We start from the raw sequence: 18,549 nt of genomic DNA, 5'->3' as shown, positions 1-18,549 counted from the left end.
ACTCGCTGCCGGGGCCGGTCCGTCACTGCGCCAGCGCCTCGGTCAGCGCGGTCTGCGGGTCGTTGCCGTCGGCGGTGGTCACGTCGACCAGCCAGGGCGTCGCCGCGTCCGGGTTGGCGGCCAGCCAGTCGCGGGCGGCCTCCATCGGGTCCTGGCCGTCGTTCAGGATGGCGCCCATGACCTCGTTCTCCATGTCCAGCGTGAACTCCAGGTTCTGCAGGAACTTGCCCACGTTCGGGCATTCCGCGACATAGCCCGCGCGGGTGTTGGTGCGCACCTCGGCGCCGCCCAGGTCGGGGCCGAAGATCGCGTCGCCGCCGGTCAGATAGGTCATCTCGAACTGGGCGTTCATGGGATGGGGCTCCCAGCCCAGGAAGATCACCGGCTCGTCGCTGTTGGTGGCACGCTGGACCTGGGCCAGCATGCCCTGTTCGCTGGATTCGACGACCTCGAACGTGCCCAGGTCGAACTGGTCCATCGCCACCATCTCCAGCAGCAGGCGGTTGCCGTCATTTCCCGGCTCGATGCCGTAGATCTTGCCGTCCAGCGCCTCGCTCTGGGCGGCGATGTCGGCAAAGTCGGCGATGCCCAGATCGGCCCCGGCCTTGTTCGTGGCCAGCGTGTACTTCGCCCCGGTCAGGTTGGTGCGGACCGTGTCCACGGTGCCGGCGTCGCGATAGGGGGCGATGTCGGCCTCCATCGTGGGCATCCAGTTGCCCAGGAACACGTCCACGTCGTCGGTGGACAGCGCCGTGTAGGTCACCGGCACCGACAGGATGCGCGTCTCGGTCTCGTATCCGAGGGCCTGCAGCACGGTCGAGGCGATGGCCGTGGTCGCGGTGATGTCGGACCAGCCGACATCCGAGAACACGACCTGGCGGCAGCTGTCGGGCTCCTGCGCGGCCAGGGGCAGGGCCAGCGCGGGCGTCACGGCAAGGGCCGCGAGGATGCGGGAAAGGGTCATGATGGGCTCCCTGTTCTTGATTGTTCAGTCAATTAACGCTACATGGAGACGGCAACGCAACAAATTTCTCCTGCCGCAGGTGCAAATCATGCCGAAACTCGGGGCCGAGCCTATCCGAAAAGCAGCGCTGATCAATGCCGCGATCGTCGAGGTCGGCCGCGCCGGGTCGCTGGACGTGACCGTGGCGCAGATCGCCAAACGTGCGGGGATGTCGCCCGCCCTGGCGCATCACTATTTCGGCTCCAAGGAGCAGATTTTTCTTGCGGCGATGCGTTACATCCTGCGCACCTACGGGCGGTCCGTGTCGGACGCCCTGCCGGGGCGGGGCGCGCGGGGCCGGCTGGACGCGATCGTCGCGGCCAGCTTTGCCCCGCAGAACTTTCAGCGCGAGACGGTCAGCGCCTGGCTGAACTTCTATGCGCTGGCCCTGACCTCGCCCGAGGCCGCGCGCCTGCTGCGCGTCTATCACCGCCGGCTGCACTCGAACCTGATCGTGGCGCTGCGCGGGCTGACCGACCATCCCGAGCGCACCGCCGACACCCTGGGTGCGCTGATCGACGGCGTCTATCTGCGCGCGGTCCTGACCCCCGGTCCGACCGATGCCGATGCGGCGCTGAACACCATCATGACCTATCTGAAGGAGGCCCTTGCATGAGCCTTTCCGCACAACCCCCCGCGTCCCTCTTTATCGGCGGCAAGCCGGTCGAGGGGCAGGGCGAGACGCTGGACGTCCGCTATGCCTTCGACGGCAGCACCATCGCCACGCTGCGCGAGGCCACTACCGATCAGGTGGCCCATGCCTGCGCCGTCGCCCGCGCCGCCCAGCCCGCATGGGCCGCCATGGCCCCGGTCGAACGCGGCCGCATCCTGTCGCGCGCCGCCGCCATCATCCTGGAGCGCAACGAGGAGCTGGCGCGCCTGGAGACCCTGGACACCGGCAAGCCGATCCAGGAGACGCTGGTCGCGGACTGGCCCTCGGGGGCGGCATCGCTGGAATATTTCGGCGGGCTGGCCGCGACGCTGACCGGGCAGATGATCCCGCTCGGCGCCGATTGGGCCTATACGCGGCGCGAGGCGCTTGGCGTCTGCGCGGGCATCGGGGCCTGGAACTATCCCAGCCAGATCGCCTGCTGGAAGGCCGCGCCCGCGCTGGTCATGGGCAACACCATGGTCTTCAAGCCGTCTGAGGAAACGCCGCTCGGCGCCCTGAAGCTGGCCGAGATATTCATCGAGGCGGGGATGCCGCCGGGCGTCTTCAACGTCGTGCAGGGCCGCGGCGCGGTGGGGGCGGCGCTGGTGACCGACCCGAACGTGGCCAAGGTCTCGCTGACCGGATCGGTGCCGACCGGACGCCGCGTCTATGCCGCCGCCGCCGAAGGCATGCGCCATGTCACGATGGAGCTGGGCGGCAAGTCGCCCCTGATCGTCTTTGACGACGCCAACCTGGAGGACGCGGTCAGCGCCGCGATCCTGGCGAATTTCTACAGCTCGGGTCAGATCTGCTCGAACGGGACGCGCGTCTTCCTGCAGGAGGGCATCAAGGAGGAATTCCTGGCCCGCCTGGCCGAGCGCGTGCAGGGCGTCCGCATGGGCGACCCGCTGGACCCCGATACGAATCACGGGCCCATCATCAACGAGGCGCAGGCCGCCAAGATCCGCGCCGCGATCCGCGCGGGCGTCGATGCGGGCGCGCGGCTGGTCTGCGGCGGCGAGGGGGAGAGGGCCTTCATCCCGCCCACTGTTTTTGCGGACGCCACCGACGACATGACCATCGCCACCGACGAGATCTTCGGCCCGGTCATGACCGCGCTGAGCTTCGTCGATGAGGCCGAGGTGATCGGCCGCGCGAACGGCACGGGCTTCGGCCTGGCCGCGGGCGTCTTCACCCAGGACCTGTCGCGCGCGCATCGCGTCGTCGCGGCGTTGGAGGCCGGGACCTGCTGGATAAACACCTACAACCTGACGCCCGTGGAGATGCCCTTCGGAGGCGTCAAGCTGTCGGGTCTGGGCCGCGAGAATTCCGCCGCCGCGATCGAGCATTACAGCCAGCTGAAATCCGTCTATGTGGGCATGGGAGGCGTCGATGCACCCTACTGATCTGCCGAAAGCGGCCAAGGAGGCCGATTACGTCATCATCGGCGCGGGCAGCGCGGGCTGCGCGCTGGCCTATCGCCTGACCGAGGCCGGGCGAACCGTCACGCTGATCGAATATGGCGGCAGCGATGTCGGCCCCTTCATCCAGATGCCGGGCGCGCTGTCCTATCCGATGAACATGAGCCGCTATGACTGGGGTTTCGCCAGCCAGCCCGAACCGCATCTGGGCGGGCGGACGCTGGCCACGCCGCGGGGCAAGGTCATCGGCGGGTCGTCCTCGATCAACGGCATGGTCTTCGTGCGGGGCAACCCGCTGGACTATCAGCACTGGGCGGACAGCGGTGCTGCGGGCTGGGACTATGCGGGCGTCTTGCCCTATTTCAAGCGGATGGAGACCTGGCACGGCGATCCGACCGGGGCGCAGACCTCGCCTTGGCGCGGGACCGACGGGCCGCTGCACATCACCCGCGGCAAGCGCAAGAACCCGCTGTTCAACACCTTCATCAAGGCGGGCGAGGAGGCCGGCTGGCCGCGCACCGACGACTATAACGGCGAACAGCAGGAGGGTTTCGGCCCGATGGAGGCGACCATCTGGAAGGGCCGTCGCTGGTCCGCCGCCAACGCCTATCTGCGGCCGGCGAAGAAGACCGGCCTGCTGACCGTGGTCCGGGGCCTGGCGCGCCGCGTGCTGTTCCAGGACCGCCGCGCCATCGGGGTCGAGCTGGAGCACAAGGGCCAGGTCATGGCCGTGATGGCCGCGCGCGAGGTGATCGTCTCGGCCAGCTCGATCAACACGCCAAAACTGCTGATGCTGTCGGGCATCGGCCCGCGCGAGCATCTGGCCCAGCACGGCATCACCGCCCTGGCCGACCGGCCGGGCGTGGGCGGCAACCTGCAAGATCACCTGGAGATCTACATGCAGTACAAGTCGCTGAAGCCGGTGACGCTCTACACCTATTACAACCTCTTGGGCAAAGGCCGGGTGGGGGTCGAGTGGCTGCTGCAGAAGACGGGCCTCGGCGCATCGAACCAGTTCGAGAGCTGCGGCTTCATCCGGTCGTCCGATGCCAAGGACTATCCCGACATCCAGTACCACTTCCTGCCGCTGGCCGTGCGCTATGACGGCAAGTCGGCGGCCAAGGGGCACGGGTTCCAGGCCCATGTCGGGCCGATGCGATCGAAGTCGCGCGGCACGATCCGGCTGGCCTCGGGCGATCCGACCGTCGCCCCGGAGATCCGCTTCAACTACATGTCCCAGCCCGAGGATTGGGAGGAGTTCCGCGCCTGCGTCCGTCACACGCGGCGCATCTTCGACCAGCCGGCCTTCGCCGAATATCGCGGCGACGAGATCCAGCCGGGCGCGGACATCCAGACCGACGATCAGATCGACGCCTTCATCCGCGAGCATGCGGAATCGGCCTATCACCCCTGCGGGTCGGCCATGATGGGGGCGGCGGACGATCCGATGGCGGTCGTGGACCCGGAGCTGCGGGTGATCGGGGTCGAGGGCCTGCGGGTCGCGGACAGTTCGATCTTTCCGCGCATCACCAACGGCAACCTGAACGGCCCGTCGATCATGACCGGAGAGAAGGCCGCCGATCACATCCTGGGCCGCCCGATGCTGCGCGAGACCCTGTGACGCGAAAAGGCCCGGATCGCTCCGGGCCTTTTCCTCATGCGGCGTCGACCTTGGCGGCGCCGGGCTGATAGTTCAGCACCGGGGCCAGCCAGCGCTCGGCCTCCTCCAGGGTCCAGCCCTTGCGGGTCGCGTAATCGCGGGCCTGATCCTCCTCGATCTTGGCGACGCCGAAGTAATAGCTGTCGGGATGGCCGATATAGAGGCCCGAGACCGACGATCCCGGCCACATCGCCATGCTTTCCGTCAGCGTGACCCCCGTCGCGGCCTCGGCATCCAAGAGGCTGAACAGGGTCAGCTTCTCGGTATGGTCGGGCTGCGCCGGATAGCCGGGCGCGGGGCGGATGCCCGCATAGGGCTCGCCCACCAGCTCCTGCGGGCTGAACGCCTCGTCCGGGGCATAGCCCCAATGCTCGCGGCGGACGCGTTCGTGCAGCATCTCGGCCATGGCCTCGGCAAAGCGGTCGGCCAGCGCCTTGACCATGATCGCGCCGTAATCGTCATTCGCGCGCTCATAGCGGGCGGCGATCTCGGCCTCCTCGGGACCGGCGGTCACCACGAAGCCGCCGACATGATCGGGGATGCCCTCGGGCGCCACGAAATCGGACAGAGCCACGTTCGGACGGTCGCCGCGCTTGGTCACCTGCTGGCGCAGCGTGTGCAACGTCGCCAGGGGCGTCCGGCGCGTGCCGTCCGTCCACAGGCGGATGTCGTCGCCGATGGCATTGGCGGGCCAGAAGCCCAGCACGGCGCGGGGCCGGAACCACTGCCCCTCGATGATCCGGGCCAGCATCTCCTGCGCGTCCTGGAACAGCGCGCGGGCGGCCTCGCCCTGCGCCTCATCCTCCAGGATGCGGGGATAGACGCCCTTCAGCTCCCAGGTCTGGAAGAACGGCGTCCAGTCGATATAGCGCGCAATCTCGGCCAGATCCCAGTCCTCGATCACACGGGTGCCGGTGAAGCCGGGCGCCACGGGCGCGTAACCCGTCCAGTCGATCTTCAGCGCATTGGCCCGCGCCTTGGCCAGCGGCAGGCGGGTCTTGGCGGCCTCGGAGCGTTCGTGGCGCTCGGCCACGGTGGCGTATTCGGCGCGGATCTCCTCGACATAGGCGGCCTTGCGCTCGGGCGATAGAAGCGCCGAGGCGACTCCCACCGCGCGACTGGCATCGGTCACATAGACCGCCTGACCCTTGACGTAACGCGGCGCGATCTTGACCGCCGTGTGGATCTTGGAGGTGGTCGCGCCGCCGATCAGCAGCGGGATCGACATGCCCTCGCGCTCCATCTCGGAGGCCAGATGCACCATCTCGTCCAGGGACGGGGTGATCAGGCCCGAGAGGCCGATGATATCGACCTTCTCGTCGCGCGCGACCTGCAGGATCTTCTGCGGCGGGACCATCACGCCCAGATCGATAACCTCGAAATTGTTGCAGGCCAGCACGACGCCCACGATGTTCTTGCCGATGTCATGGACGTCGCCCTTGACGGTGGCCATCAGGATCTTGCCGGCGCTTTCACGACCCTCGCCGCCGGACAGGCGCTTTTCCTCCTCCATATAGGGCAGAAGGACGGCCACGGCCTGCTTCATCACGCGGGCCGATTTCACCACCTGCGGCAGGAACATCTTGCCCGCGCCGAACAGGTCGCCCACCACGTTCATGCCCGCCATCAGCGGGCCTTCGATGACATGCAGCGGGCGTTCTGCGGCTTGGCGCGCCTCCTCGGTATCGGCGTCGATATATTCGGTGATGCCGTTGACCAGGGCATGCTCCAGCCGCTTCTCCAGCGGCCATTCGCGCCAGGACAGGTCCTTCTCGCGCTTCGCCCCTTGGCCGTCGCCCCGGAAGCGCTCGGCGATCTCCAGCAGGCGTTCGGTCGCTTCGGGTCGGCGGTTCAGGACGACATCCTCGCAGGCCTCGCGCAGATCAGGGTCGATCTGGTCATAGACCGCCAGCTGGCCCGCATTGACGATGCCCATGTCCATCCCCGCCTTGATGGCGTGATAGAGGAACACCGCATGCATCGCCTCGCGCACCGGCTCGTTGCCGCGGAAGCTGAAGCTGAGGTTCGACACGCCGCCCGACACATGCGCATGGGGCAGGTTCTGGCGGATCCAGCGCGTGGCCTCGATGAAATCGACGCCGTAGTTGTTATGCTCTTCGATCCCCGTCGCCACGGCGAAGATGTTGGGATCGAATATGATGTCTTCGGGCGGGAAACCGACCTCGTCGACTAGGATGCGATAGGCGCGTTCGCAGATCTGAATCTTGCGCGCGCAGGTATCGGCCTGACCGTCCTCGTCAAAGGCCATGACCACGACGGCCGCGCCATAGGCCAGGCACAGCCGCGCCTGTTCGCGGAACTGGTCCTCGCCCTCCTTCATGCTGATCGAGTTCACGACCGGCTTGCCCTGCACGCATTGCAGGCCGGCCTCGATCACCTCCCATTTGCTGCTGTCGATCATGATCGGCACGCGGGCGATGTCGGGTTCGGCCGCCAGCAGGTTCAGGTATTCGACCATCGCGGCCTTTGAATCGATCAGGCCCTCGTCCATGTTGATGTCGATGATCTGGGCGCCGTTTTCCACCTGGTCGCGGGCGACCTCCAGCGCGGTGGCATAGTCGCGCTCCTTGATCAGCTTGCGGAAACGGGCCGAGCCGGTGACGTTGGTGCGTTCGCCCACGTTCACGAAGGGGATGTCCGGGGTCAGGACGAAGGGCTCCAGCCCCGACAGGCGCAGATGACGATCAGGCATAGGCGGGCACCTTTCTGGGGGCGAAGGGGGCCACGGCTTCGGCGATGGCGCGGATATGGTCAGGGGTCGTGCCGCAGCAGCCGCCGACGACGTTCACCAGCCCCTCGCGCGCGAAATCGGCGACCTGGGGGGCGGTGTCATGGGGGCCTTCGTCATATTGCCCGAAGGCATTGGGCAGGCCCGCATTGGGATAGGCGCAGATCAGCGTGTCCGCGACCTGCGACAGCTCGGCCAGATGCGGACGCATCGCGGCGGCGCCAAGCGCGCAGTTCAGCCCGATGGTCCAGGGGTTCGCATGGCGCACCGAATGCCAGAACGCCGTCGGCGTCTGCCCCGACAGGGTGCGCCCCGAAGCATCGGTGATGGTCCCCGAGATCATCAGGGGCAGGCGCTGGCCATGTTCCTCCATCGCCTGGATGCAGGCGAAGATCGCGGCCTTGGCGTTCAGCGTGTCGAAGATCGTCTCGATCAGCAGGATGTCGGAGCCGCCCTGGATCAACCCGCGGGCCTGCTGCAGATAGGCCACGCGCAGATCCTCGAAGGTCACGGCTCGGTATCCGGGGTCGTTCACGTCCGGGCTCATCGACGCGGTGCGGTTCGTCGGCCCGATCGCGCCCGCGACGAAACGGGGCCGCCCGTCCTGGGCCGTGGCGCGGTCCAGCGCGCGGCGCACGACGCGGGCGCCCTCGACGTTCAGGTCATGCACGGCCTCGCCCAGCCCGTAATCGGCCTGGGCGATGGTCGTGGCCGAGAAGGTGTTCGTCTCCACGATGTCGGCACCCGCCATGGCATAGCGGTAATGGATCTCCTCGACCGCCTCGGGCTGGGTCAGGACCAGCAGATCGTTGTTGCCCTGCTGCGGGTGGTCGGTGTGATGGCGGCAGGCATGACCGGACCCGTGGCCGGTATAGTCGTCCTCGCCCAGGGACAGGGCCTGGATCTGCGTGCCCATCGCGCCGTCCAGGATCAGGATGCGTTCGGACGCGGCCTTGTTCAACGCCGCGAAGGCGGGAGAGAGGGGCAGGGGCATGGGACGGGCCTTTCGGTTGCAGCCCGTGATATAGGCGCTCGGGGCGCGGGCGGCAAATTCATAGTTCTGGACAAGATCATGAACGGCGCGCATGTCACAGCGCGACGCCGCCTTCGTCCTTCAGGGTCTTCAGGACGATCTCGGACCTGACCTGCGCCACCTGCGGATGCGGCAGCAGGTGGCGGTGGACGAAATCGGCAAAGGCCTCCAGGTCGCGCCCGCGCACGTCCAGCACGTAATCCGCATCCCCCGAGACCGAGAAGGCCCGCCGGATCATCGGCTGCGCGGCGACGAAGCGCGCGAACTCCTCCTCGCGGCCCTGCCCGTGGCCGCGCAGGTTGACGCGGATGATCGCGCGGAACCCGTGGCCCAACCTCGCGGGAGACAGCCGCGCGGCATAGCCCTCGATCACGCCCTCGGCCTCCAGCGCCGCCCGCCGGCGCGAGATCTGGCTGGCCGACAGGCCCACGACCTCGGTCAGCGCCGCGTTGGTCAGCGCGCCGTCGCGCTGCAATGCGGCCAGAATTGCGGTATCGAAGCGGTCCATGCGCGATCCATGCGTGATGCGTGCCGATCATGCACGCTTTGTGCGATCATCGCCGATCTGCGCCCCGCTTTGCAACCGCCATGCGCGGCCCGCCCTGCATGATGGCGCAAAGAGAAGGAGAGACGCGCATGGGTCCGTTCCCGCATGATGCCCCCAAGGCCACGATCAGCGCCGCCAACCCGGCCGGCACCGACGGGTTCGAATTCGTCGAATACGCCCATCCCAACCCGGCCGTCCTGGACCGCATCTTCCGGCAGATGGGCTTCGTGCCCGTGGCGCGGCATCGCGGCAAGGACATCACCCTCTATCGTCAGGGCGACATCACCTATGTTCTGAACGCGGAAGCCGACAGCCACGCGGCGGGCTTCGTGGCCGAACACGGCCCCTGCGCCCCGGCGATGGCCTGGCGGGTGGTGGACGCGCAGGTCGCGCTGCGACGCGCGGTCGAACTGGGCGCCACGGAATATACCGGGCCGGGCAAGTCGATCGAGGCGCCGGCGGTCTTCGGCATCGGCGGGTCGCTTCTGTATTTCATCGACCGCTACGGCGATGCGGGCAGCGCCTATGACGCGGATTACGACTGGCTGGGCGAGGCAGATCCGAAGCCCGAGGGGTTCGGCTTCTTCTATCTGGATCACCTGACCCACAACGTGATCCGCGGCAACATGGACACGTGGTACAAGTTCTATCACGACACGTTCAATTTCCGCGAGATCAAGTATTTCGACATCAAGGGCAAGCAGACCGGCCTGGTCAGCCGCGCCCTGACCTCGCCCTGCGGCAAGATCCGCATCCCGATCAACGAGAGCACCGACGATCACAGCCAGATCGAGGAATATCTGCGCGAATATAAGGGCGAGGGCATCCAGCATATCGCCATCGCCTCCAACGATATCTATGCCGGCACCGATCGCATCGCCCAAGCGGGGATGGAGTTCATGCCCGGCCCCCCCGACACCTATTACGAGATGTCGCACCGCCGGGTGAAGGGCCACGAGGAGCCCATCGACCGGATGAAGGCCCGCGGCATCCTGATCGACGGCGAGGGCGTCGTGGGCGGCGGCGAGACGCGCATCCTGCTGCAGATCTTCTCCAAGACGGTGATCGGCCCGATCTTCTTCGAGTTCATCCAGCGCAAGGGGGATGACGGCTTCGGCGAGGGCAATTTCCGCGCCCTGTTCGAGTCGATCGAGGAGGACCAGATCCGGCGCGGCGTGCTGACCGCCACCCCGGCCCAGTAGGGAGGAGCGGCGCGGCGGCGGGGAGGCCGCCGCGCCGATCATCATGGCCTGGACCGACTACAGCAGCGCGCCCGTCCCCGGCACCCGCATCTGCGCGGCGGCCGCGATCACCGGCGTGCATCCCCTGACCGTCACGACCGAACGCGGGGCCTTCCCGCTGATCGTGCTGCGCGACGGCGACGCCGTGCGGGCCTTCGTCAACGCCTGCCCGCATCAGTATCTGCCGCTGGACTATCGCGGATCGACCCTGCTCTCGGCGGATGGCAGGCGGCTTCTGTGCACCGCGCATGGCGCCAGCTTCGACCGAACGACGGGGGCGGCACTGTCCGGGGCCGATTGCGGCCTGGACGCGGTGCCGGTCATGCAGCAGGGCGACCACATCGTGATCGCCCCCTGATCTCTTCTTCATGAAAATATCCCGCGGGGGTCCGGGGGCGCGAAGCCCCCGGCCGTCCACGGTCCGGTTCAGAACCCGGCCTTGATCTTCTCGAACTCGGCCAGCTGACGCTGGCGCAGCTCGGGGTCGTTGGGGGTCTGGGCCAGGACCGGCGCGTCGATCTCGGCCAGGCCCTCGGCCACGGCGGGTTCGTCCGCGATCGTCGCCATCGCCTCGGCGGAGGTATGGCCATAGCCGATCGTGTCCAGCAGCGCCTTGGCCGCAGTCGGCTCCAGCCAGGCGTTGATGAAGTCATAGGCCTTGTCTTCGCTGCCCGGACCGTCCTTGACGTTCACATAGCCGCAGAAGAAGGTCGACGACCCTTCCGCCGGTTCGCGCTGAAAGCCCACCGGATAATTGTCGGCCTGCAGATAGACCACGCCGTCGTTCCAGGACCAGGCCACGTCCACCGCGCCCGACGCCATCAGCTGCGCCTGTTCGGACGGATCGGCCCAATAGGCCGCGACATTGGCATGCGCCTCGCGCAGCCAGGCGGCGGCGGCCTGGAACTGCTCGTCCGTGACCTCGGACCAGTCGGTGACGCCGGTCGCCAGATAGGCCAGCGCCCAGACATCGTCCGAGCTGTCGGGCAGCGAGGTGCGGCCCTGATACTTCGGGTTGGTGAAGACGCTCAGGCTGGCCACGTCCTCGGCCGGCACCGTCTCGGTGTTGTAGGCGATGGCGGTCGCGCCCCAGTCGGTCGGGATGAACCAGACGCCCTGATCGTCGCGGAAGACCTCGCTGTCCAGGAACCGCTCCTCGATCTGTTCGAAGTTCGGGATGCGCGAGGTGTCCCAGGGCTCGATCAGGCCGGCGTCGCGATACTTGCCGACCATCTGGCTGCAAGGGTGGATCACGTCCGCCTTGAAGCCCGACGCGACCTTCTGGAACGCCTCGTCGTCATCGCCGTAGAAGGCATAGGTCGGGCTGGCGCCATGCTTGTCCACATAGGCCTGGAAGATCGTCGGCTCCTCGAAGCCGGCCCAGTCAAAGACGGTCAGTTCCGGATCGGCGGCCCAGGCCGGCAGGGCGGCCGCGGCCAGGATGGTGGTTGTCAGCAAGCGCATGAAATCTGGCCTCTCTGTTGGTCGGTTTGCCCACGACGCTAAGGGCGTGGGGCAGGCCGCGCAAGGGCTTCGCGCGGCCGTGATCGCGTACTGCCTAGCGCATCCGCAGCGCGCCGTCCAAACGGATCGTCTCGCCGTTCAGATAGTCGTTGCGGATGATGAAGGCGACCAGATCGGCGAACTCCTCGGGCGCGCCGAGGCGGCGCGGATAGGTCACCTCGGCCGCGAGGCTGTCCTGCACCTCGGCGGGCAGGCCCTTCAGCATGGGCGTGCCGAAAATGCCCGGCGCGACGCTGCACACGCGGATGCCCTGTCCGGCCAGGTCGCGCGCCAGCGGCAGCGTCATCCCCGCGATGCCGGCCTTCGATGCGGCATAGGCGGCCTGACCCTTCTGCCCGTCGAAGGCCGCGATGGAGGCGGTGTTCACGATGACGCCGTTGCGTTCGCGCCCGTTGCGCGCCATGTGCGCCGCCGCCAGCCGCAGCACGTTGAAGCTGCCGATCAGGTTGACCTCGATGGTGCGCCGGAAGCTGTCCAGCCGGTGCGGGCCGTCCCGGCCCAGGGTGCGCTCTCCGATGACCACGCCCGCGCAGTTCACGCAGACGTCGATCCCGCCCATCACGGACACCGCGTGATCCAGCGCCGCCGCGACGCTGGCCTCATCCGTGACGTCGGCCTGAACAAAGCCCGCACCCATGCGCGCGGCCTCGCCCGCGGCCTCACGGTCCAGAACGACCACCTGCGCGCCCGCGGCACGCAGATGGGCCGCGGTGGCGGCGCCCAGTCCCGATGCGCCCCCGGTCACGACGACGCGGCATTCGGACAGTTCCATGCTTTCCCTCCCGGTTCATGTCTCCCGTGCGGGTTGTGGCATGCCGGGCCGGGCGCGCCAAGGTCAGTCGCGCAGCAGATCTGGCCCGCCCGCGATCAGCGGATCGCGCGTGCCGATGGCCGCATCGTCGCGGCCCGCATAGTCGACGGCCTGCAGGATCGTCTGGATGGCCGCGATCCGCGCGCGGCGCTTGTCGTCCGACCGGATCACCGTCCAAGGCGCGTGGTCGCGGTGCGAGCGCGCCAGCGTGTCGCGGATCGCCGCCGTATAGTCGTCCCATCGCGACAGGCCGTCCACGTCGATGGGCGACAGCTTCCACTGCTTCAGCACGTCGGCCTCGCGGTCCAGGAAGCGGCGCAGCTGTTCGGCGCGGCCGACATTCAGCCACAGCTTGACCAGGATGATGCCGTCATCGACCAGCATCTCCTCGAAGGCGGGAAGCTGGCGGAAGAACGCAGCGCGCTGCCCGTCGTCCGAAAAGCCGAAGACCCGCTCGACCACGCCGCGGTTGTACCAGCTGCGGTCGAACAGGGCGATCTCTCCGGCGGCGGGCAGCCAGTCGACATAGCGCTGGAAATACCACTGCCCGGCCTCGCGCTCGGTGGGCTTCGGCAGCGCCACGATGCTGGCCGAGCGGGGGTTGAGGTTCTCTCGCACCCGCTCGATCGTGCCGCCCTTGCCGGCGGCGTCGCGCCCCTCGAACAGCACGACCACGCGCTTGCCGGTGGCGATGACGTCATGCATCATGTGGACCAGCTCGACCTGCAACGCGTCCATATGGCGCTGATAGGCGTCCTTGGGCATGGCCTCGCGATAGGGGAAGTCGTCGTCCAGGATGTCCGCACCGCCTCCCTCGCTCAGCGCCTGACGCAGCCGGGGCGGGGCGTCCTCCTCCAGATAGGCGCGGATGCGGCCGACCAGCGGCAGGTCCAGGATGCGTTGCGCCATCGCCTCAGCCCTCTCCGATGCGCGACATGTCGTACCATGTCGTCTGATAGATCTCGTTGATCCAGTTACCGTAGAGCAGATGCGCATGGCTGCGCCAGCGGTTCGAGGGCGCGCGCGCCGGATCGTCGTCCGGGTAGTAGTTGGCGGGCACCGCGATGGGCTTTCCGGCCACCACGTCGCGGTCGTACTCCTCCTTGAGCGTGGTGCTGTCATATTCGAAATGGTTGAACACATAGAGCGCCCGATGCCCCGGATCGGCCAGCAGGCAGGGCCCGACCTCGGGGCTGGCCAGCAGCGTCGTCAGGCCGGGGCGGGCATCGACCTCGTCCTGGCGCACCTCGGTCCAGCGGCTGACCGGCACCAGCACCTCGTCCGAGAAGCCGCGCAGATAAGGCGAGGCCGGCGACAGGTTGCGATGCCGGAAGCAGCCGAAGGCCTTGTCGGCCAGGATGTGCTTGGGCAGGTGGTGGAAATGCCAGGCCATCGCCATGCCGCCCCAGCAGACGCCGAAGGTCGAATGGACATGGGTCTGGGTCCAGGCGAAGACCCGCTCCAGTTCCTCCCAGTAGGTGACCTGATCGAAGGGCAGATGCTCGATCGGGGCGCCGGTGATGATCAGCCCGTCGAACTTCTCGCCGCTGGCCTCGACGTCGCGGAAGGGGCGGTAGAAGCTCTCCAGGTGATCGGCGGCGGTGTTGCGGCTTTCGTGGTCCGACATGCGGATCAGCTGAAAGTCGATCTGCAGCGGCGTCGCGCCGATCAGCCGGGCGAACTGGTTCTCGGTCTGGATCTTCTTGGGCATCAGGTTCAGCAGCCCGATGCGAAGCGGCCGGATGTCCTGGGTCGCGGCGCGTCCGGGCGACATGACCATGACGCCCTCCTCCGACAGGATGCGGTAGGCGGGCAGGCTTTCGTTCAGGGTGATCGGCATGTCAGGCCTCCTTGCGCGCGATGGCGGTCGCGATCAGGTCGGTGAAGTCGTCGGGGGTGCGGACCAGCGCCACCTCCTCGGCCAGGACGGTGACGCCGCGCCGCGCCATCGCCTCGTATCGGGGCTGGCGATGGGCCAGCGCGCGGGCATAGGTCCAGCGGATGAAGTCGTCGGGATTGACCTGGGCGGGTTCAAGACCCTTCTCGACCCGATAGGCGATCCAGGCGCGCTCCAGGAACTGCGGCTGATAGTACATGGGCTTGGGCGCGCGGTCGAAGCGGCGCACCAGCTCGGCGGTATGCCCCTCGCTGCCCTTGATCCAGACCAGCAGCAGGTCGCGCGACAGGGCGGTCAGCACCGGATCGTCGGGATCGTCCGGATCCACGACCTCGCAGATCGAGCCGCCGCTGTCGCAGACGAAATGCGGCGTTCCGTAGATGTCGCGGGCGCGGTCCATGAAATGGCGCGTGTCCAGCAGGGACGCGATCTCGGCCCGGCGGTGCTGATCCTGCCGGTTGCAGTAGTCGTCGAAGGGCAGGCCCCCGCGTGACGGGCTGCCGGGCTTGCCCAGATAGGTCGAGAGCGGGGCGAGGTTGTCGAAGGTGATGTTGCTGGCGATGTGGACGCTGTCCGACATCAGCAGTTCGCGCAGAAACGGCACCTTCATCGCCTCGCGCTTGAAGTTGTCGGCAATGTACTCGCCCATGTAGCGGGTGCCGATGCGGTAATCGACGCTGTAGTGGAACCAGTCGTCCGTCTCGCGCAGCATCGAGGCCAGATAGGTCTTGCCCAGCCCGGACATGCCGAACAACACCACCCGCCGCGACGGCGTCGCGCGCCAGTCGTCCGCATTGCGATAGATCATTCGGCCTCCCCCGTGTCGCTCGCGACCCTAGCTAATGTCACGGGCGAGCCTTGGAAAGGGGGGGCGCCCCGGTCCCGGGTCCGGCGCCGGGTTGCGTCCCGCGGCGGCGCCGGGGGGCCAGCCCCCCGGACCCCCCGATGTCGCGGCAGGCGCTTGCGGCGGCTTGGCGACCGCAGGGGGACCGGGGGGAGCGAACTCCCCCGGCCACCGCCCCCGGCAAGGTCCTTCGATCACGGACAGCGGAACCTGTCGGCGGCTGGCACACGGTGGCGATCGCTCCATTCATCAATGCAGACGGCCCCGCGCGGGACGCGGGGCCGTCGGGTCGTGTGTGGAACAGGGTTCAGAAGCTGTAGCCGATCCGGACGCCGATCCCCAGGAGGTCGCTGTCCTCCATCTGGGCACGGCCAGCGCCGCCCGTCTGCGGGCGGGCATCGCCCAGCTTGGTGTAGTTGATGCCGGTGGTGATCTTGATGTTGTCCATCGTGTAGACCGCCGCCAGGGTCACGCCGACACGCCCGTTGGTCGGGGCCAGCGGCGAGACGAGGTCGTCGTTCTCGGGTTCATACGTCAGCGCGGCCGAGCCGGACCAGGTGTCGTTGAACTTGCGTCCGACGCCCAGGGTGTAGGTGGTCGTATCCTCCAGCGAGACCAGCCCGCTGCCGCTGGTCGCGGTGAAGACGGCCGGGTCCACCTTGAACTCGGACCAGTTCACCCACCGGATCGAGCCGAAGACCAGCGTTCCGGGCGCAACGCCGCTTTGCGCTTCAAGTGTTACCGATTCGGGCGTGTCGACCGTTGTCGTGGAGCGGCCGATCACGTTGCCCTGCAGGCTTTCGACGGTGTCGAACTCGTGCTCGACCTTGGAATTATAGGTCAGCGAGACGCGGCCCGCGATGTCGGGTATCTCGTAGGCAGCGCCGACGACGTAGCCCACGCCGAAGTCCTTATCCAATTGGACATTATAGCCTGAGAAGGTCGGCGGCGTCGGCGGGCCGTAGGCAAAGCCCTGCAGCGTCACCTCGGCATCCGCCTGAGAGCCGCGCAGGCCGCCGTGGAAGGACAGGTTGTTCGGCAGCTTGTAGCGCATCAGCGCGGTGAAGGTCGTCGAATCGACCCGCGCCATGGTCCCGCCCAAGAGCGACGAGCCGCCCTGACCGGTGGCCGGGTTGAACGCCTGATAGCTGACATCGGCGCCGAAGGGCTGTTCGATGATGATCGCGGCCGACAGCGCGTCCGAGAACTGGTGCTTGTAGCTCAGTCCGACGAAGCCGTAGCCGTTGGCGACATCGCCGGTGGCGCGGGGCCCGATGGGAAGGGCCGGCTGCAGACCCGTGTCGGTTCCCTCGACGGTCGGGTCGGCGCCGCCGAAGCTCAGCTCGGCATAGTTGCCCTCCTCGAAGAGGATGTTCAGCGATTGGGGCGCGCGTTCGATGCCGCCGGCCAGGACCGGCGCGGCCCCCGCCAGAAGTGCCGCCATCCCGGTGATTGCAAGTTTCATGATTTCCCTCCCTCGGCCGGGCTGACCCGCCCTTCCTGCCACCACCCTAGCGCGACCGCGTTACCGATCAATTACCGCGTGCGGCTGACGTGACGTCCGCGTCAATTGCGACAGATCGTCCGTGTCCTTCATGCAACGCATGCCTGCGGGCTGGACAAAACCGGCACGGCGTGAAAGGGGAAACTGCCAAACGATCTTACCGCAAGGATACCCCCCCATGCAGATTCGTGAGGCCCTCACATTCGACGACGTTCTTCTGGTGCCGGCAGCCTCGACCGTGCTGCCGTCGACGGCCGACGTCACCACCCATGTCACCCGCGCGATCCGGATGAACATCCCGCTGCTGTCCTCGGCCATGGACACGGTCACGGAGAGCCGCATGGCCATCGCGATGGCGCAGGCCGGGGGGATGGGGGTGATCCACCGCAACCTGACCACCGAGCAGCAGGCCGACGAGGTCCGCCGCGTGAAGCGGTTCGAGAGCGGCATCGTCTACAATCCGATCACCCTGACCCCCGACCAGACCCTGGCCGACGCCAAGGCGTTCCAGGATCGCTACAACGTCACCGGCTTTCCTGTGGTCGATGCCGACGGGCGCGTGGTGGGCATCGTCACGAACCGCGACATGCGCTTTGCCAGCGACGACCGCACCCCGGTCCGCGCCATGATGAGCGCCGAGAACCTGGCCATCCTGCGTGAGCCTGCCGACCGGGCCGAGGCGATCAGCCTGATGAAGGCGCGCCGCATCGAGAAGCTTCTGGTGACCGACGGGTCGGGCAAGCTGACGGGTCTGCTGACCCTGAAGGACACCGAGAAGGCCGTGCTGAACCCCCTGGCCTGCAAGGACGAGATGGGCCGCCTGCGCGTCGCCGCCGCCTCGACCGTGGGCGACGAGGGCTATGAGCGCAGCTGCGCGCTGATCGAGGCGGGCGTGGACATGGTCGTCATCGACACCGCGCATGGCCATTCCGCGGGCGTCGCCCGCGCGGTCGAGCGCGTCAAGGCGTTCCGCGAGGGCGTGCAGGTCGTGGCCGGCAACGTGGCCACCGCCGAGGCCACGCGCGCCCTGATCGGCGCGGGCGCGGATGCGGTCAAGGTCGGCATCGGGCCGGGCAGCATCTGCACCACGCGCATCGTGGCTGGCGTGGGCGTGCCGCAGCTGACCGCGATCATGGATGCGGTCTCGGGCGCGGGCGATGTGCCGATCATCGCCGATGGCGGCATCAAGTTCAGCGGCGATTTCGCCAAGGCCATCGCCGCGGGCGCCAGCTGCGCCATGGTCGGCAGCGCCATCGCCGGCACCGACGAAAGCCCCGGCGAGGTGATCCTGTACCAGGGCCGCAGCTTCAAGTCCTATCGCGGGATGGGCTCTCTGGGCGCGATGGCGCGCGGTTCGGCCGACCGCTATTTCCAGAAGGACGCGGCCAGCGACAAGCTGGTCCCCGAGGGGATCGAGGGGCAGGTGCCCTACAAGGGCACGGCCAATGCGGTCGTCCACCAGCTGGTCGGCGGCCTGCGCGCCGCGATGGGCTATACCGGCTGCGCCACCGTGGCCGAGATGCGCCGCAATTGCGAATTCGTCCGCATCACCGGGGCGGGCCTCAAGGAGAGCCACGTCCATGACGTGCAGATCACCCGCGAAAGCCCGAACTATCGTCTCGGCTGATCGTTCAGGCGCGCGGAAATGACAAAGGCGGCCCTT

16 protein-coding genes are annotated in these 18,549 nt (G+C 67.7%); 6 read left to right on the top strand and 10 right to left on the bottom strand.

The annotated features are described in order from the left end of the window. Positions 1-22: 22 nt before the first annotated feature. The gene (choX, locus tag AACG61_RS09455) at positions 23-964 is read right to left on the bottom strand and encodes a choline ABC transporter substrate-binding protein (RefSeq protein WP_411836884.1); all 942 of its coding nucleotides are present in this window, start codon (positions 962-964) and stop codon (positions 23-25) included. A gap of 88 nt (positions 965-1,052) precedes the next feature. Here choX and betI point away from each other — a divergent pair, with 88 nt between their 5' ends. From betI to betA, 3 genes are read left to right on the top strand one after another with little or no spacing between them, the layout of a single operon-like run. Then, the gene (gene betI / locus AACG61_RS09450; protein ID WP_411836883.1) at positions 1,053-1,619 is read left to right on the top strand and encodes a transcriptional regulator BetI; all 567 of its coding nucleotides are present in this window, start codon (positions 1,053-1,055) and stop codon (positions 1,617-1,619) included. Then, on the top strand, positions 1,616-3,061 hold the full coding sequence (gene betB / locus AACG61_RS09445) for a betaine-aldehyde dehydrogenase (protein ID WP_411836882.1): 1,446 nt from the start codon (positions 1,616-1,618) through the stop codon (positions 3,059-3,061). The genes betI and betB overlap by 4 nt, the downstream gene beginning before the upstream one ends. Next, the gene (gene betA, locus AACG61_RS09440) at positions 3,048-4,697 is read left to right on the top strand and encodes a choline dehydrogenase (RefSeq protein WP_411836881.1); all 1,650 of its coding nucleotides are present in this window, start codon (positions 3,048-3,050) and stop codon (positions 4,695-4,697) included. The genes betB and betA overlap by 14 nt, the downstream gene beginning before the upstream one ends. Positions 4,698-4,731: 34 nt before the next feature. On the opposite strand, the gene metH is transcribed toward betA, so the two are convergent. The 3 genes from metH to AACG61_RS09425 form a co-directional block, all read right to left on the bottom strand. After that, positions 4,732-7,449 (bottom strand): methionine synthase, encoded by a 2,718-nt coding sequence (metH, locus tag AACG61_RS09435; RefSeq protein WP_411836880.1) that lies wholly within the window; start codon positions 7,447-7,449, stop codon positions 4,732-4,734. Next, positions 7,442-8,479, bottom strand: a complete 1,038-nt coding sequence (locus tag AACG61_RS09430; protein WP_411836879.1) for a homocysteine S-methyltransferase family protein — start codon at positions 8,477-8,479, stop codon at positions 7,442-7,444. The genes metH and AACG61_RS09430 overlap by 8 nt, the downstream gene beginning before the upstream one ends. Positions 8,480-8,573: 94 nt before the next feature. After that, entirely contained in the window at positions 8,574-9,026 is a 453-nt protein-coding gene (locus tag AACG61_RS09425; protein WP_411836878.1) for an Lrp/AsnC family transcriptional regulator, read from the bottom strand. A 128-nt stretch (positions 9,027-9,154) separates the two neighbouring features. Here AACG61_RS09425 and hppD point away from each other — a divergent pair, with 128 nt between their 5' ends. Continuing rightward, positions 9,155-10,267: a 4-hydroxyphenylpyruvate dioxygenase gene (hppD, locus tag AACG61_RS09420; RefSeq protein WP_411836877.1), complete on the top strand. Its 1,113-nt coding sequence runs from the start codon at positions 9,155-9,157 to the stop codon at positions 10,265-10,267. Positions 10,268-10,310: 43 nt separating this feature from the next. Further along, positions 10,311-10,664: a Rieske (2Fe-2S) protein gene (locus AACG61_RS09415; protein WP_411836876.1), complete on the top strand. Its 354-nt coding sequence runs from the start codon at positions 10,311-10,313 to the stop codon at positions 10,662-10,664. Positions 10,665-10,732: 68 nt separating this feature from the next. Here AACG61_RS09415 and AACG61_RS09410 read toward each other — a convergent pair whose 3' ends face one another. The 6 genes from AACG61_RS09410 to AACG61_RS09385 form a co-directional block, all read right to left on the bottom strand. Continuing rightward, positions 10,733-11,770, bottom strand: a complete 1,038-nt coding sequence (locus AACG61_RS09410; protein ID WP_411836875.1) for an ABC transporter substrate-binding protein — start codon at positions 11,768-11,770, stop codon at positions 10,733-10,735. 94 nt (positions 11,771-11,864) lie between these two features. Then, complete coding sequence (locus AACG61_RS09405; protein WP_411836874.1) at positions 11,865-12,602, bottom strand: SDR family NAD(P)-dependent oxidoreductase; 738 nt, start codon at positions 12,600-12,602, stop codon at positions 11,865-11,867. A gap of 63 nt (positions 12,603-12,665) precedes the next feature. Further along, the gene (gene ppk2, locus AACG61_RS09400) at positions 12,666-13,535 is read right to left on the bottom strand and encodes a polyphosphate kinase 2 (protein ID WP_411839491.1); all 870 of its coding nucleotides are present in this window, start codon (positions 13,533-13,535) and stop codon (positions 12,666-12,668) included. Between the two features lie 19 nt (positions 13,536-13,554). Beyond that, on the bottom strand, positions 13,555-14,481 hold the full coding sequence (locus AACG61_RS09395) for a homoserine O-succinyltransferase (RefSeq protein WP_411836873.1): 927 nt from the start codon (positions 14,479-14,481) through the stop codon (positions 13,555-13,557). Position 14,482: 1 nt separating this feature from the next. Beyond that, positions 14,483-15,346: an ATPase gene (locus tag AACG61_RS09390; protein ID WP_411836872.1), complete on the bottom strand. Its 864-nt coding sequence runs from the start codon at positions 15,344-15,346 to the stop codon at positions 14,483-14,485. A 343-nt stretch (positions 15,347-15,689) separates the two neighbouring features. Then, on the bottom strand, positions 15,690-16,847 hold the full coding sequence (locus AACG61_RS09385; RefSeq protein ID WP_411836871.1) for an OmpP1/FadL family transporter: 1,158 nt from the start codon (positions 16,845-16,847) through the stop codon (positions 15,690-15,692). A gap of 217 nt (positions 16,848-17,064) precedes the next feature. On the opposite strand from AACG61_RS09385, the gene guaB reads away from it, so the two are divergent. Then, on the top strand, positions 17,065-18,513 hold the full coding sequence (gene guaB, locus AACG61_RS09380) for an IMP dehydrogenase (protein ID WP_411836870.1): 1,449 nt from the start codon (positions 17,065-17,067) through the stop codon (positions 18,511-18,513). The last annotated feature ends 36 nt before the right edge of the window (positions 18,514-18,549 follow it).

The organism is Paracoccus sp. ME4, from assembly GCF_046736325.1.
GTDB lineage: Bacteria > Pseudomonadota > Alphaproteobacteria > Rhodobacterales > Rhodobacteraceae > Paracoccus.
This window is presented reverse-complemented; position numbering and strand designations above follow the sequence as displayed.